Genomic DNA, 14,204 nt, shown 5'->3' on the forward strand with positions numbered 1-14,204 from the left:
AGGGCAAAGAAAAAACCGCCCAGGGCGCGGGGCCGTTGGGCGGTTGGTGGACGCCCGGGGGCGTCAGAACTTCATTTCGCGGCGGTACCACTCATGGAAGTGCTTCATGCCGTCCTCCATGGGGCTCTGGTAGGGGCCGACCTCGTTGTCGCCGCGGTCCATCAGGGCCTTGCGGCCCCAGTCCATGCGCAGCGCGATCTCGTCGTCCTCGATGCAGGTCTCCATGTAGGCAGCCTGATTGGCCTCGACGAAGTCGCGCTCGAAGGCGGCGATTTCCTCGGGGTAGTAGAACTCGACGATATTGGTCGTCTTCTGCGGGCCCTTGGGATGCAGGGTGGAGACCACCAGCACGTGCGGGTACCACTCGACCATGATGTGCGGGTACAGCGTCAGCCAGATCGCACCCTGCTCGGGCGGCTGGCCGTTGCGCAAGCTCAGCACCTGCTCGTGCCATTTCTTGTAGACAGGCGAACCCGGCGTCTTCAGATCCTTGTGGATGCCCACGGTCTGCACCGAGTGGTTGCTGCCGAATTCCCAGGCGAGGTCGTCGCAGGTCACGAATTGCCCCAGGCCGGGGTGGAAGGGGCCGACGTGGTAGTCCTCCAGATAGACCTCAATGAAGGTCTTCCAGTTGTAGTCGCACTCGTGCACCTGGACTTTGTCCAACACGTAGCCGCTGAAGTCCAGGTCCTGGGCCTTCGCGATGCGGGACAGCTCGCCAGCGATGTCGCGACCGTTGTCCTCGAACAGCAGGCCGTTCCAGTCACGCAGCTTGTAGCGGTTCAGGTGCTGGCAGGGGTCGTGGTCGAAGTGCGGGGCGCCGATCAGGGTGCCCTTGAGGTCGTAGGTCCAGCGGTGCAGCGGGCAGACGATGTTGCTCTTCGTATTGCCCCGGCCGCGCAGCATCACCGCCTGCCGGTGGCGGCAGACGTTGGAGATCAGCTCGATGCCCTCCGGCGTGCGCACGAGCGCGCGCCCGTCGCCCTCTTGGGGCAGTGCGTAGTAATCACCCACCTCGGGCACGCTGAGGGCGTGGCCAAGGTAGCGGGGTCCTGGCTGGAAGATGAGCTCGAGTTCCCTGCGGAACAAGCCCTCGTCGAAGTAGGAGGAAACGGGCAGCTGGGTGATGCTGCTGTCAAGCGCTGAGAGAGTGAGGCTCAGGTCGGACATGATCCAAGAGGGTCTCCAAGAAACCAATGTCAACCCCCCGGGCCCGTCATCAGATCAGGGCAGCTGCTTCAGGTGCGGGACCGGGTTTGTGTCAAAAAGCCCGGCCAATCTCGCGGCGAGGCACTGCATGTCGAGGAATTTCGATGTGCGGCGCCGCCATGCGATGGCCGGGCTCCCGAAGTCCGCCACCTGGTAGGGCAGCGGGCGAGGGCGGGATTGTACCCGGGTCGCGGGAGCGCCGCCTGCTGAGTTGGATCAAGGATCAGGGCCTTTGGCCGAGGTGGACTGGTTACATTGCTCCCTTCGGTGGTGAGCGGGGCATGTTGGTAGCCCACTACAATGCGCCTTTCGCATTTTTATGAGCAAAGCCACAGCGACTCCCCGTCTGGCCTCCGGCGCATCGTCCGATGAGCCTGGAATCGCCCAGAAAATCAGCTACGAGCAGGCGCTCGATGAGCTGGAGCGACTCGTGGCTGCCATGGAAGCGGGGCAACTGCCCTTGGACCAGTTACTTGACAGTTACCGTCGGGGCGCCGAGCTCCTGGCCTTGTGCCGGGATCGTCTGCAGGCCGTCGAGCAGCAGGTCAAGGTGCTGGAGACGGGCGAAATGCGTCCGTGGGAGGACGAATAAGGAATGGATGCAGGCGTGTTTGATCAATGGGCCGCGCGCAGTCTGGCGCAGGTGGAACAGGCATTGGATGATTGGACGCCGGCTGATGCCCCGGCAGGGCTGGGCGAAGCCATGCGATACGCCGTGCTCGGTGCCGGCAAGCGGCTGCGACCGCTGCTGGTGCTGGCAGCCGCCGAGGCCGCCGCGGCCCAGGGCGAGGCCGCGCTGCGAGCCGCCTGTGCCGTCGAGCTGATCCACGCCTACTCCCTGGTCCACGACGACATGCCCTGCATGGACAACGACGTCCTGCGCCGCGGCAAACCCACCGTGCACGTGCAGTTCGGCGAGGCCCAGGCCATGCTGGCCGGCGATGCCATGCAGGCCCTGGCCTTCGAGGTGCTGACACCCGATGGCGGCATGGATGCCCCGTTGCAGGCCCGGTTGTGCCGCCTGCTGGCGCGTGCCTCCGGCCATGCCGGCATGGCGGGCGGCCAGGCCATCGACCTCGCCAGTATCGGCAAGTTCCTGAACGAGGATACCCTGCGCGACATGCACCGCCGCAAGACCGGCGTGCTGCTGCAGGCCAGCGTGTTGATGGGCGCCGCCTGTGGCGACGTCTCCGAGTCCGCCTGGCAGGCCCTCAGCGCTTACGGCTCGGCCCTGGGCCTGGCCTTCCAGGTGGTCGATGACATCCTGGACGTCACCCAGGACTCGGCCGTGCTGGGCAAGACCGCCGGCAAGGACCAGGCCTGCGACAAACCCACCTACGTGAGCCTGCTCGGCCTGGACGGCGCCCGCAGCTACGCCGAGCAGCTGCGGGCCCAGGCCCATGCGGCGCTGGCCGCCAGCGGCCTCGAGAACACGGCCTGGCTCAGCGTGCTGGCCGACAAGGTCGTGGATCGCGACAACTGACCCCCAAGAAGAAGCAGGGTTCCCCATGAGCTTTCCCTTGCTGCAGACCATCGACAGCCCCGCCGACCTGCGCCGCCTGCCGCGCGCGCAGCTCAAGCAGCTGGCTGACGAGCTGCGTGCCTATGTGCTGGACAGCGTGTCCAGGACCGGCGGCCATCTGGGCTCCAACCTGGGCACGGTCGAGCTGACGGTGGCGTTGCACTACGTCTTCAACACGCCCGAGGACCGCCTGGTCTGGGACGTGGGCCACCAGACCTATCCGCACAAGGTGCTGACGGGCCGGCGCGACCGCATGCCCGGCCTGCGCCAATTGGGCGGCATCAGCGGCTTCCCGCGCCGCGACGAGAGCGAGTACGACACCTTCGGCACGGGTCATTCCTCCACCTCGATCTCCGCGGCCCACGGCATGGCCATGGCCGCCAAGATCAAGGGCGAGAATCGCAAGGCCGTGGCCATCATCGGTGACGGCGCCATGACCGCGGGCATGGCCTTTGAGGCCCTCAACAACGCGGGCGTCGCCCATGGCGGCCTGATGGGCGACGTGTTGGTGATCCTGAACGACAACGACATGTCGATCAGCCCGCCCGTCGGTGCCCTCAACAAGTACCTGGCCCGCCTGATGAGCGGCAGCTTCTACGCCGCCGCCCGCGAAGGTGCCAAGAGCGTGCTGAAGAACACGCCCCTGTACGAGTTCGCCCGTCGTTTCGAGGAGCACACCAAGGGCATGGTGGTGCCCGGCACCATCTTCGAGGAGTTCGGCTTCAACTACGTCGGCCCCATCGACGGCCACGACCTCGACTCCTTGATTCCCACGCTGGAGAACCTGCGCGACCGCGGCGGCCCGCAGTTCCTGCACGTGGTGACCAAGAAGGGTGCCGGCTACAAGCTGGCCGAGGCCGACCCGGTCAAGTACCACGCGGCCTCGGGCAAGTTTGATCCGGCCGTGGGCTTCGTCAAGTCCGCCACGCCGGCCAAGCCGACCTTCACGCAGATCTTCGGCGAATGGCTGTGCGACATGGCCGAGCAGGACCCGCGCCTGGTGGGCATCACGCCGGCCATGCGCGAGGGCTCGGGCATGGTGGAGTTCCACAAGCGCTTCCCCACCCGCTATCACGACGTCGGCATCGCCGAGCAGCATTCGGTGACCTTCGCCGCTGGCCTGGCCTGCGAGGGCCTCAAGCCAGTCGTGGCCATCTACTCGACATTCCTGCAGCGCGCCTACGACCAGTTGGTCCATGACGTTGCCCTGCAGAACCTGGATGTGCTTTTCGCCCTGGACCGCGCCGGCCTGGTCGGTGCCGATGGCGCCACGCATGCCGGCAACTACGACATCGCCTTCACCCGCTGCATCCCGTTGATGAGCGTGCTGACCCCGGCCGACGAGAACGAGTGCCGCCAGGCGCTGTACACCGGCTACCAGCACGAAGGCCCGGTGACGGTGCGCTACCCGCGCGGATCCGGCGTGGGCACGGCCATCGAGAAGGACATGCAGGCCTGGCCTTGGGGCAAGGGCGAGATCCGCCGCGAGTCCGGCAAGGCCCAGGGCCGCTCGGGCGCACCGCGCATCGCCATCCTGGCCTTCGGCACCGTGCTGTACCCTGCCCTGCAGGCCGCCGAGCAGCTGGACGCGACCGTGGCCAATATGCGCTTCGTGAAACCGCTGGACATCGACCTCGTGCGCCAGTTGGCCGAGAGCCATGACGCGCTGGTGACGGTCGAAGAGGGCTGCATCATGGGCGGCGCAGGCAGTGCGGTGATGGAGGCCCTGCAGTCCATGGGCCTGAACCTGCCGGTGCTGCAGCTGGGGCTGCCGGACCAGTTCGTCGAGCACGGCGACCCGGCCAAGCTGATGGCCATGTGCGGTCTGGATGCGACGGGCATCGCCCAATCCATCCTGCAGCGATTCGGTGCGCGCCCTGAGCTGCTGCGTCCAGCCGCCAACGAGTGAAGGTGTGGGCAGGCCCCGCGGCCTGCTGCCCTGCCTGCCCGAGTGAAGCCCGGCCTGCCCAGACCGACGGCTGATGTCACGCGGCAGGCATTTTTAGAGACCTTGCCCGCACGGGTTTCCCCGGGTCGTGTCATGCTTGCGGCTTCCGGTGCTTCACCTGGCCGGCCGTATTCCTCGCATATGAACCAAGTCACCAGCAGTCTGCACATCCCCGACACCCAGAGCGAGCGCGACGAGCGTCATCTCGTGATCCAGCGCGTCGGCGTCAAGGATGTGCGCTATCCGCTGCAGCTGCGCCTGGACCGTGACACCCAGCCCACCGTGGGCACCTGGACCCTGGACGTGATGCTGCCCGCCGAGAAGAAGGGCACCCACATGTCCCGCTTCGTGGCCTGGCTGGATGCGCTGAAGCAGCCCCTGGATGCCGCCGTGCTGCGCCACCTTCACGAGGAGATGCTGGCCAAGCTGGAGGCCCGCGAGGGCCGCATCGAGGTGCGCTTCACCTTCTTTCTGCGCAAGCGCGCGCCGGTCTCCGGCATCGAGAGCCTGCTGGACTACCAGGGCGCCTTCATCACCGAGACCCGCGAGGGCCGCAGCCGCGTCTGGCTGGAGATCGCCGCGCCGGTGAAGAGCCTGTGCCCCTGCTCCAAGGAGATCTCGGATTACGGGGCCCACAACCAGCGCTCGCTGGTCACCATCCGCGTCGAACTGCTGGACGACAGCCTGGGCCTCGCCGAACTGGTGCGCGCCGCTGAGCTGAGCGCCTCCAGCGAGATCTGGCCGCTGCTCAAGCGGGCCGATGAAAAGTGGATCACCGAGCATGCCTACGAGAACCCCAAGTTCGTCGAGGACCTGGTGCGTGACGTGGCCCTGCGCCTCAATGCCGAGCCGCGCATCGGCGCCTACCGGGCCGAGGTGGAGAACTTCGAGTCCATCCATAACCACAGCGCCTACGCCTGCATCGAGCGCGGCTGAGCGGGCGCACCCGAGCGCGGCTTGAGTTGAACGCCTCGATCTCAGCGCCTCGATCGCAGCGACTTCAGCCGAGCGCCAGCCTGCAGCTGGCACGCCCGCGGTGCGGGTGCTCCAGCTGTCGGCGTCGGGCAGGCCCGCCTTGCAGCCTGGGCGCAACAGCCGTCCCCGTTGCCGCGCTCCGGATTTGTCCCAGGCCCCGTGAATTGTTGGCGGGGTGGCCTGCTTGAGGCCGAATATTCGTCGGCGGGCAATGAAAGACCAATGTGAGTCCAGTGGGCGGCGCTTCTCAGGGTCTGACCCGAGCTGCAGACGGCAGCGACCGTCCAGACGTGGCGACAGGGCGCTTGGCAATGGGTGATGGCCCTCTTCTGTATTCGCCAGCAGCGAATGCCACATTCGCGTGCTCGGGGTGCTAGCAAGTTTCGGCGGGATGCGCCTCAGGGATTGGGCGTAGACGTCGCCAGAAAGCCTCACCGTTTTCTCAGCGGAACTTGGCGAAACATTCCGTATCACGGTCTCAAGAATGCGACTTGCCCGGCAGCGGATCCTCTGAAATCCGCGCCCGGCAAAGGCCGCGCCAGCCGTGAGGCTGGTGCAACAGAGACGAGGGACGGGCCGCCACATTCCAAAACCATTGGCGGCTCCATGCAGGAGCAATTGAAATGAATGATTCCTTGGGTAAACGCCGGGCCTGGGCCCTGGGCGTGGTGGCTGCTGCTGCCGCCTTGACGTGCACGGCCTCGCTGGCCGACGAGGCACCGAAGCAGCTGGAGCGTGTCGTGATCGTCGGTTCGAACCTGAAGCGCATTGACGCCGAAGGCCCGTCGCCGATCCAGATCTACAAGCGCGCGGACATCGAGGCCACCGGGGCGACCACGCTGGTGGATGCTCTGTTCACCATGAGCTCGACCACCGGCGGCTTTGACGGCACCAACAGCAACTCCTTCGCCCCCGGAGCCGCAGCCGTGTCGCTGCGTGGCATGGGCGAGAAGAACGTGCTGGTGCTGCTGAACGGCCGCCGCCTGGCCAACTACGGTTTTGCACAGGGCACCGACTCCACCTTCGTGGACCTGAACAGCCTGCCGCTGTCGGCCATCGATGAAATCCAGGTGCTGCGCGACGGTGCCTCCGCCATCTACGGTTCGGACGCCGTGGCCGGCGTGATCAACTTCGTCACGCGCCGCGATTTCCAGGGCCTGGAGATGGGCGCGAAGTACTCGCAGAACACCGCCGGTGACCTGAAGACGGGCTCGGCCAACCTGACCGCCGGTTTCGGTGACCTGGGCCGTGACCGCTTCAACCTGCTGGCTACGCTGGACCTGTACCAGCGCGGCGCCAAAGTTGCCGGCAAGCACGAGTTCACCCGCACGAACGATTTGCGCTCCATCGGCGGCCAGGACAACCGTTCCACCAACCTGAACCCGGGCTCCTACTACAACGTGGGCACGGGTGAGCGTCATGCCATGCCGGGCTGCGTCGCGCCGTCCGTCGTGCAAGTGGACGACCGTGGCGACGAGTATTGCCGCACTGACGTCGATCCCGCGACCAAGCTCTCGCCCAATCTGAAGCGCGCCACCGGCATCCTCGTGGGCACCTTCGACCTGAGCAAGGACACTCAGCTCTTCGGCGAGCTCTCCCTGAATCGCAACAAGACGGACTGGGCCGAGGGCTACCAGAGCATCGAGACCTACCAGGCCGACCGCTACATCCAGTCGGACTGGGGCTCCTACAGGGCCGAGTTGGGCGGTGGTGCGCCGCTGATGGTCTTCCGCTCGGTCTATGAGGCCGGCCGCTCGCAGTCCAAAGCTGTCTCCGACAACAGCCGCCTGCTGGCGGGCGCCCGTGGCTCCTTCGGCAACTACGACTGGGAAGCTGCAGCCAGCCACAGCACGAACACCCTGTCGCTGGCGCAGGACGGGGTGCTCAAGCGCGATGCCGTCACCCAGGCGCTGAAGACGGGCAGCTACGATCCCTTCGCACTGAAGAACCCCGAGTCGGCCTGGCGTCCGCTGCTGACCTCGGTGGAGCGCAATGCCAAGTCCAAGCTGAGCACGCTGGATGCCAAGGTCAGCAATCCCGAGGCCTTCCGTCTGGGCGGGCCGGTGGGCATCGCTGCCGGCGTGCAGTTCATGAGCGAGTCCATGAGCGACACGCCGGATGCACAGATCCAGGCCCACAACATCGAGAACTATGGCGGCACCGGCTCGGATGGCAGCCGCCGTGTCAGCTCGGGCTTCGTGGAAATGAGCCTGCAGCCGATCAAGAAGCTGGAAGTGCAGCTGGCCCTGCGCAGCGACCACTACAGCGACTTCGGCAACACGGTGAACCCCAAGGTGGCCGTGGCCTTCCGTCCCACCGACAGCCTGCTGCTGCGCGGCGGCTACAACACGGCCTTCAAGGCGCCGACGCTGCCCCAGATGCACATGGCCCAGACGACGGCCTACTCGTCCGGCGTGGCCGACTGGGTTCGCTGCCGCCCGCTGGGTTTAGGTCCCGACAAGTGCCACTACTACCCCAAGATGCTGCTGGTCTCCAACACCGAGCTGAAGCCGGAGAAGACCAAGATCGCCACCTTCGGTGCCGTGTTCAACCCGACGCGCGACCTGCTGCTGAGCCTGGACTACTACCGTCTCGAACAGCGTGACGCGATCCAGCTGCTGGACGGCCAGTACCTGCTGGACCATGAGTTCGACACCCCGGGCTTCGACAAGCTGGTGATCCGCGATCCGCGCAACCCGGTGCTGGAAGCACGCTATCCCGGTCTGCGCCACGGGCGCCTGAACACCATCGTCACGCCCTTCATCAACGTGGGCCGCGTGAAGACCGATGGCGCGGACATCGAGGGCCGCTACGCCTTCGACCTGGCTGGCGGCAGGTTCTCGGTGCGCAACGAGCTGAACTACCAGTTCCACTTCAAGCAGTCCGACGTTCAGGATCAGGACCCCACCGAGCGCCTGGACAGCTACTACCGTCCAAAGTGGCGCAATGTGCTGAGCCTGGGCTACGAGCGTGGCGCCTGGGCGGGCAGCCTGCGGGCCAACACCAGCGCCAGCGTCTTGAACATCGACGATCCCACGCACATCCTGGACGGCCAGGAAGTGGACCGCCTGCCCAGCTACACCACGCTGGACTTCAACGTCCGCTACAAGGGCTTCAAGAACATGGTGGTCAATGCCGGCATCACCAACTTCACCGACAAGCGCCCGCGCTTCTCGACGCAGTACGGCAGCTTCTTGGACGGCACCGACGGCCCCAACGCCTACGTCAGCGTGCGCTACACCTTCTACTGACCCGGCGCGGGATCGACCCCGTCCTGATTCCCATGGGGCCCGCGCAAGCGGGCCTTTTCCATTTCGCAGGGGCCAATGAAAAGTGCCCGCCGCAAGCCGTGCGACGGGCACCGAGGTGCTCAGCGCTGTTGCGCTGAGTGGGTATTTTGAGTCGGTGGTGCTGCTCTTACAGCGGAGGAGGAGACGTCTCGTCGGGCTCCGGCGTCAGGCGGTCCTTGCGGGGCGGGTCGAACAGAGCACCACCGTCGCCAGGCTTGTTGCTGCTGCCGTCGATGGTGACCGTGGGCAGGGTGTTGGTGCCGCCAGCGACGGCCAGCAGTTCGTCAGGACTCAGTGCGATCATGGATCTCCCTCCTTGGATGCCATCGCCTGGTGCAACTGGCATGACCCAGGAGCACACCGAACTCGCAGGTGGGCGGCCTCTGCGCCTGTTGCCCGCCGACGAACTCTGCAATGGTGAAGGGATTCTAGGCAGGCGCTAGCGCTAGAAATGCATGCCTTGCTCTCGCTGTGCGAAGAGTGAGACAGACGCTGCGCCCGGCGGGCACCGCTCAATGTGGTGACAAGGCTTGCCGGGCTGCAGCGGCTTCCTCCTGGATGGCCCGGCACAGACTCGCCCGCAGCGCATGACGGCTGCGCAGCAGCGGCCGGATGATATAGATCCGATAGGGCACCGACACCTGCAGCCGCCGCAGCTGCAGGCCCTGACCGCTGAACTGCAGCGCCGTCAGCGGGTTCAGGATGGACAGCCCCAGCCCCTGGCGCACGCATTCGCAGATGGCGGCGGCGCTGTGGGTCTCCAGCTGCAGGCGGCGGGCGATGCCGGCGGCGTCGAAGAGGGCATCCAGCTGCTGCCGGTAAGGGTCCTGGCTGGCCAGGCTGATGAAGGCCTGGCCGCGCAGGTCCTCCAGGGCCAGGCTGGTGCGCTCCAGCAGCGGGTGGCCGTCCGGCAGCACGCAGACCTCGTCCGCCTCGAAGAGCAGCTCGCTCTGTGTGCCCGGCGGTGATTGCGCCTGCTCGGTCAGCCCCAGGTCATAGCGCTGCTCGCTGAGCCATTCCTCCAGCAGGGGGGACTCCTGCGGCGTGATGCTCAGCCGGCCCTCGGGGGCCAGGTCTTGCCAGCGCTTGCAGGCGCCGGGCAGCAGGGCCTGGGTCAGGGCCGGCAGGCACAGCAGCTCCAGCACGGTCTCGTGGCCCTGCGCCAGCGAGCGGGCGCGCTGCACGATGCGGTCCAGCCCGGCGTAGCTGCGCTGCACCTCCTCGAACAGCACCAGTGCAGCTTGTGTGGGCTTGAGCCGGCCCTTGACACGGTCGAAGAGGGCGTAGCCCAGCAGGAACTCCAGCCGGGCCAGCTCCCGACTGAGCGTGGGCTGCGAGCTGTGCAGGCTTCGCGCCGCCTCGCTGACGCCGCCGCTGAGCATCAGGGCGCGGAAGATCTCGATGTGCCGGTGGCTGATCAGGTCGGGGTTCATGGTGCAAGCATATCAATCATGAATGCATGATGAACAAAATGCTATTTGCAGATATGGAGTGGCGCCGGCATCCTGTGAGGCATCCCAGACCCATCCCGGTGCCGACCATGACCCTGCCCCTGAACCCCGCCCGCACCCAGCAATTGGCCCAACAGTTCGGCACGCCGCTGTGGACCTATGACGCGCCCATCATCCGCGAGCGCATCGCGGCGCTGAAGTCTTTCGACACCATCCGCTTCGCCCAAAAGGCCTGCTCCAACACCCACCTGCTGCGCCTCATGCGCGAGCAGGGCGTGAAGGTGGACGCGGTCTCGCGCGGCGAGATCCTGCGTGCCCTGGCCGCCGGCTACCAGCCGGGCACGCCGGCCCAGGAGATCGTCTTCACCGCCGACCTGCTGGACCGCGCGACGCTGGACACCGTGATGCAGCACCGCATCCCCGTGAACGCCGGCTCCATTGACATGCTGCGCCAGTTGGGCCCGCGCTCACCGGGCCATCCGGTCTGGCTGCGCATAAATCCTGGCTTCGGCCACGGCCACAGCAACAAGACCAACACCGGCGGCGAGCACAGCAAGCACGGCATCTGGCACGCCGAGCTGGGCGTCGCCCTGAACGAGGTGAAAGCCCAGGGGCTGCAGCTGGTCGGCCTGCACATGCACATCGGTTCCGGCGTGGACTACAGCCACCTGGCCCAGGTCTGCGATGCCATGGTCGATCTCGTGAAGCAGGTGAAGGCCGCGGGCCTGGACCTGCAGGCGATCTCCAGCGGCGGCGGGCTTTCCATCCCCTACCGCGAGGGTGAGCCGGTCGTGGACACCGCCCATTACTTCGGCCTCTGGGATGCCGCCCGCAAGACGGCCGCGGCGCTGATGGGCCATGCCCTGCACCTGGAAATCGAGCCGGGCCGTTACCTGGTGGCCGAGTCCGGCAGTCTGATCACCGAGGTGCGTGCGGTGAAGGATGCCGGCCGCAACCATTTCATGATGGTCGATGCCGGCTTCAACGAGCTGATGCGCCCGGCCATGTACGGCGCCTTCCATGCCATGAGCCTGGTGCCGCAGGACGGCATCCAGCGCCCGGTGCGGCCCACCGTGGTGGCCGGCCCGCTGTGCGAATCGGGGGATGTCTTCACCCAGGGCGATGGCGGCGTGGTCCAGCCCCAGCCGTTGCCGCAGGCCGCGGTGGGCGACCTTCTGGTGATCCATGACACCGGGGCTTATGGCGCCTCCATGTCCAGCAACTACAACTCGCGGCCCTTGATCGCCGAGGTTTTGTTGGATGGCGAACAGGTGCGCCTGATCCGCCGCCGCCAGACAGTGGAGGAATTGCTGGCCCTGGAGCAGGGCCTGTGAGCATCGTGTGACAGGGAATTTCTATCGAACATGCCGTTTGATAGGGTCGCTTAATAGACAGGGCCAATAGGGGCGATTTGATAAATCAAAGCTAAGGGACTCGTGATGACCATAAGATTCAGGCCATCCCAACAACCCAACAGCGGAGATTCTCGATGTCCCTGATCAACACCCAAGTCCAGCCTTTCAAGACCGAAGCCTTCCACAACGGCAAGTTCGTCGAGGTGAGCGACGCCAGCCTGAAGGGCAAGTGGTCCGTGCTGGTCTTCATGCCGGCCGCCTTCACCTTCAACTGCCCGACTGAAGTGGAAGACGCCGCCGACCAGTACGCTGAATTCCAGAAGGCCGGTGCCGAGATCTACATCGTCACCACCGACACCCACTTCTCGCACAAGGTGTGGCACGAGACCTCGCCCGCCGTGGGCAAGGCCAAGTTCCCCCTGGTGGGCGACCCCACCCACAAGCTGACCCGCGCCTTTGGCGTGCACATCGAGGAAGAAGGCCTGGCCCTGCGCGGCACCTTCGTGATCAACCCCGAGGGCGTGATCAAGACCGCCGAAGTGCATGACAACGCCATCGCCCGCGACATGAAGGAAACGCTGCGCAAGCTGCGCGCCGCCCAGTACGTCGCCAGCCACCCCGGCCAGGTCTGCCCCGCCAAGTGGAACGAAGGCGCCAAGACCCTGACCCCCTCGCTGGATCTGGTCGGCAAGATCTGAGTCTGATGACCCACCCCCGGAGCGCCTGCGGCGCTCCCCCTCAAGGGGGCGAGCCCGATGGCCCGGCAAAGCCGGATCCACGGGCTCCTCTCGATCCAACCCCTCGAGCCATCCTCAAAACGCCCTGAGTTTCATGGGTGCTTTCAGAGTGGCTTGGATGACCACGACTGAACAAGGAGCACACCATGTTGGACGCCGCACTGAAGGAACAGCTCAAGGCCTACCTGGAGCGCGTTCGCGAGCCCTTCGAGATCGTCGCCTCCCTGGATGACTCCGCCGCCGCGGCCGAAATGAAGGAGCTGCTGCAGGAGATCCACGGCATGTGCGACAAGATCCAGCTGCGCCTGGACGGCACCGACGCCCGCAAGCCCTCGTTCAGCCTGCAGCGCCTGGGCACGTCCCAGAGCCTCCGATTCGCCGGCCTGCCCCTGGGCCATGAGTTCACCTCGCTGGTGCTGGCCCTGCTGTGGACCGGCGGACATCCGCCCAAGGTCGAGCAGTCCGTGATCGAGCAGATTCAGGCCCTGGACGGCGACTTCCGCTTCGAGGTCTACATGAGCCTCAGCTGCCACAACTGCCCGGACGTGGTGCAGGCGCTGTCGCTGATGGCCGTGCTCAATCCCAAGGTAAAGACCGTCGTGATCGAGGGGGGCGCCTTCCAGGAGGAGGTCACCACCCGCGAGATCATGGCCGTGCCTTCGGTCTACCTGAACGGCCAGCACTTCGGTTCGGGCCGCATGACCGTGGAGGAGATCGTCGCCAAGCTGGACACCGGCGCCGCCGCCCGCGATGCCGCGAAGCTGAGCGCCAAGGATCCCTATGAAGTGCTGATCGTCGGCGGTGGCCCCGCCGGAGCGGCCGCGGCCGTGTACGCCGCGCGCAAGGGCATCCGTGTGGGTGTGGCGGCTGAGCGCTTCGGCGGCCAGGTCAACGACACCCTGGCCATCGAGAACTACATCTCCGTGCTGGAGACCGACGGCCCCAAGTTCGCGATGGCCCTGGAAGCCCATGTGAAGGCCTATGACGTCGATATCATGAACCTGCAGCGTGCCGAGAAGCTGGTGCCGGCCGCGCAGCCCGGCGGTCTGATCGAGGTGCAATTGGCCAACGGTGCGGTGCTCAAGAGCCGCAGCGTGATCCTCTCCACCGGTGCCCGCTGGCGCAACATCAACGTGCCCGGCGAGGCCGAGTACAAGAACAAGGGCGTGGCCTACTGCCCGCATTGCGACGGGCCGCTGTTCAAGGGCAAGCGCGTGGCGGTGATCGGCGGCGGCAACTCGGGCGTCGAGGCCGCCATCGACCTGGCCGGCATCGTGAGCCACGTGACCCTGCTGGAGTTTGCCGACCAGCTGCGCGCTGACGCCGTGCTGGTGGACAAGCTCAAGAGCCTGCCCAATGTCAGCATCCACACCCAGGCCCAGACCACCGAGCTCACGGGCGACGGCAATCGCCTCAACGGCATCCGCTTCACCGACCGCGCCACGGGAGAGGCCCGCCATGTCGAGCTGGAAGGCGTCTTCGTGCAGATCGGCCTGGTGCCCAACACCGAATGGCTCAAGGGCATGCTGGAGCTGTCCAAGTTCGGCGAGATCATCGTGGACAGCCACGGCCGCACCTCGCTGCCCGGCGTCTTTGCGGCGGGCGATGCGACGACCGTGCCCTTCAAGCAGATCGTCATCGCCGCGGGTGACGGCGCCAAGGCCGCGCTGGGCGCCTTCGACTACCTGATCCGCACGCCGGCTGCGGCCTGATCCGC

At 66.2% G+C, this 14,204-nt stretch carries 11 protein-coding genes; 8 read left to right on the forward strand and 3 right to left on the reverse strand.

All coding sequences use genetic code 11. The features are described from left to right. Positions 1-63: 63 nt before the first annotated feature. Positions 64-1,170 carry an SRPBCC family protein gene (locus H5407_RS04225; protein WP_183103166.1) on the reverse strand — a complete coding sequence of 369 codons (1,107 nt, stop codon included), beginning with the start codon at positions 1,168-1,170 and terminating at the stop codon, positions 64-66. 358 nt (positions 1,171-1,528) lie between these two features. Between H5407_RS04225 and xseB the strand changes: the two genes are divergently transcribed. The 5 genes from xseB (at position 1,529) to H5407_RS04250 (ending at position 8,905) form a co-directional block, all read left to right on the forward strand. After that, positions 1,529-1,801 carry an exodeoxyribonuclease VII small subunit gene (xseB, locus tag H5407_RS04230; protein ID WP_183103167.1) on the forward strand — a complete coding sequence of 91 codons (273 nt, stop codon included), beginning with the start codon at positions 1,529-1,531 and terminating at the stop codon, positions 1,799-1,801. A gap of 3 nt (positions 1,802-1,804) precedes the next feature. Continuing rightward, on the forward strand, positions 1,805-2,692 hold the full coding sequence (locus H5407_RS04235; RefSeq protein ID WP_183103168.1) for a polyprenyl synthetase family protein: 888 nt from the start codon (positions 1,805-1,807) through the stop codon (positions 2,690-2,692). A 25-nt stretch (positions 2,693-2,717) separates the two neighbouring features. Continuing rightward, positions 2,718-4,640: a 1-deoxy-D-xylulose-5-phosphate synthase gene (dxs, locus tag H5407_RS04240; protein ID WP_183103169.1), complete on the forward strand. Its 1,923-nt coding sequence runs from the start codon at positions 2,718-2,720 to the stop codon at positions 4,638-4,640. Positions 4,641-4,820: 180 nt separating this feature from the next. Continuing rightward, a complete protein-coding gene (gene folE2, locus H5407_RS04245) occupies positions 4,821-5,615 on the forward strand; it encodes a GTP cyclohydrolase FolE2 (RefSeq protein WP_183103170.1) in 795 nt (264 codons plus the stop codon). Between the two features lie 662 nt (positions 5,616-6,277). After that, positions 6,278-8,905 carry a TonB-dependent siderophore receptor gene (locus H5407_RS04250; RefSeq protein ID WP_183103171.1) on the forward strand — a complete coding sequence of 876 codons (2,628 nt, stop codon included), beginning with the start codon at positions 6,278-6,280 and terminating at the stop codon, positions 8,903-8,905. Between the two features lie 166 nt (positions 8,906-9,071). Here the strand turns inward: H5407_RS04250 and H5407_RS04255 are convergent, their stop codons facing one another. Together H5407_RS04255 and H5407_RS04260 are read right to left on the reverse strand one after the other, a co-directional pair. After that, complete coding sequence (locus H5407_RS04255; RefSeq protein WP_183103172.1) at positions 9,072-9,248, reverse strand: hypothetical protein; 177 nt, start codon at positions 9,246-9,248, stop codon at positions 9,072-9,074. A 208-nt stretch (positions 9,249-9,456) separates the two neighbouring features. After that, on the reverse strand, positions 9,457-10,377 hold the full coding sequence (locus H5407_RS04260) for a LysR family transcriptional regulator (protein ID WP_183103173.1): 921 nt from the start codon (positions 10,375-10,377) through the stop codon (positions 9,457-9,459). A gap of 107 nt (positions 10,378-10,484) precedes the next feature. Between H5407_RS04260 and lysA the strand changes: the two genes are divergently transcribed. From lysA to ahpF, 3 genes are all read left to right on the forward strand, one after another. After that, positions 10,485-11,729 (forward strand): diaminopimelate decarboxylase, encoded by a 1,245-nt coding sequence (lysA, locus tag H5407_RS04265; protein ID WP_183103174.1) that lies wholly within the window; start codon positions 10,485-10,487, stop codon positions 11,727-11,729. 155 nt (positions 11,730-11,884) lie between these two features. Continuing rightward, the gene (ahpC, locus tag H5407_RS04270; protein WP_183103175.1) at positions 11,885-12,448 is read left to right on the forward strand and encodes an alkyl hydroperoxide reductase subunit C; all 564 of its coding nucleotides are present in this window, start codon (positions 11,885-11,887) and stop codon (positions 12,446-12,448) included. A 185-nt stretch (positions 12,449-12,633) separates the two neighbouring features. After that, positions 12,634-14,199 (forward strand): alkyl hydroperoxide reductase subunit F, encoded by a 1,566-nt coding sequence (ahpF, locus tag H5407_RS04275; RefSeq protein WP_183103176.1) that lies wholly within the window; start codon positions 12,634-12,636, stop codon positions 14,197-14,199. The last annotated feature ends 5 nt before the right edge of the window (positions 14,200-14,204 follow it).

Origin of the sequence: Mitsuaria sp. WAJ17, from assembly GCF_014174515.1 — a bacterium.
Taxonomy (GTDB): domain Bacteria; phylum Pseudomonadota; class Gammaproteobacteria; order Burkholderiales; family Burkholderiaceae_C; genus Roseateles_B.

Excerpts from the sequence above, each read along its gene's own strand:
- H5407_RS04225 (WP_183103166.1), bottom strand. The coding sequence starts at position 1,170 with ATGTCCGACCTGAGCCTCACTCTCTCAGCGCTTGACAGCAGCATCACC.
- H5407_RS04255 (WP_183103172.1), bottom strand. The coding sequence starts at position 9,248 with ATGATCGCACTGAGTCCTGACGAACTGCTGGCCGTCGCTGGCGGCACC.
- xseB (WP_183103167.1), top strand. The coding sequence starts at position 1,529 with ATGAGCAAAGCCACAGCGACTCCCCGTCTGGCCTCCGGCGCATCGTCC.
- H5407_RS04250 (WP_183103171.1), top strand. The coding sequence starts at position 6,278 with ATGAATGATTCCTTGGGTAAACGCCGGGCCTGGGCCCTGGGCGTGGTG.
- folE2 (WP_183103170.1), top strand. The coding sequence starts at position 4,821 with ATGAACCAAGTCACCAGCAGTCTGCACATCCCCGACACCCAGAGCGAG.
- lysA (WP_183103174.1), top strand. The coding sequence starts at position 10,485 with ATGACCCTGCCCCTGAACCCCGCCCGCACCCAGCAATTGGCCCAACAG.
- H5407_RS04260 (WP_183103173.1), bottom strand. The coding sequence starts at position 10,377 with ATGAACCCCGACCTGATCAGCCACCGGCACATCGAGATCTTCCGCGCC.
- H5407_RS04235 (WP_183103168.1), top strand. The coding sequence starts at position 1,805 with ATGGATGCAGGCGTGTTTGATCAATGGGCCGCGCGCAGTCTGGCGCAG.
- ahpC (WP_183103175.1), top strand. The coding sequence starts at position 11,885 with ATGTCCCTGATCAACACCCAAGTCCAGCCTTTCAAGACCGAAGCCTTC.
- dxs (WP_183103169.1), top strand. The coding sequence starts at position 2,718 with ATGAGCTTTCCCTTGCTGCAGACCATCGACAGCCCCGCCGACCTGCGC.
- ahpF (WP_183103176.1), top strand. The coding sequence starts at position 12,634 with ATGTTGGACGCCGCACTGAAGGAACAGCTCAAGGCCTACCTGGAGCGC.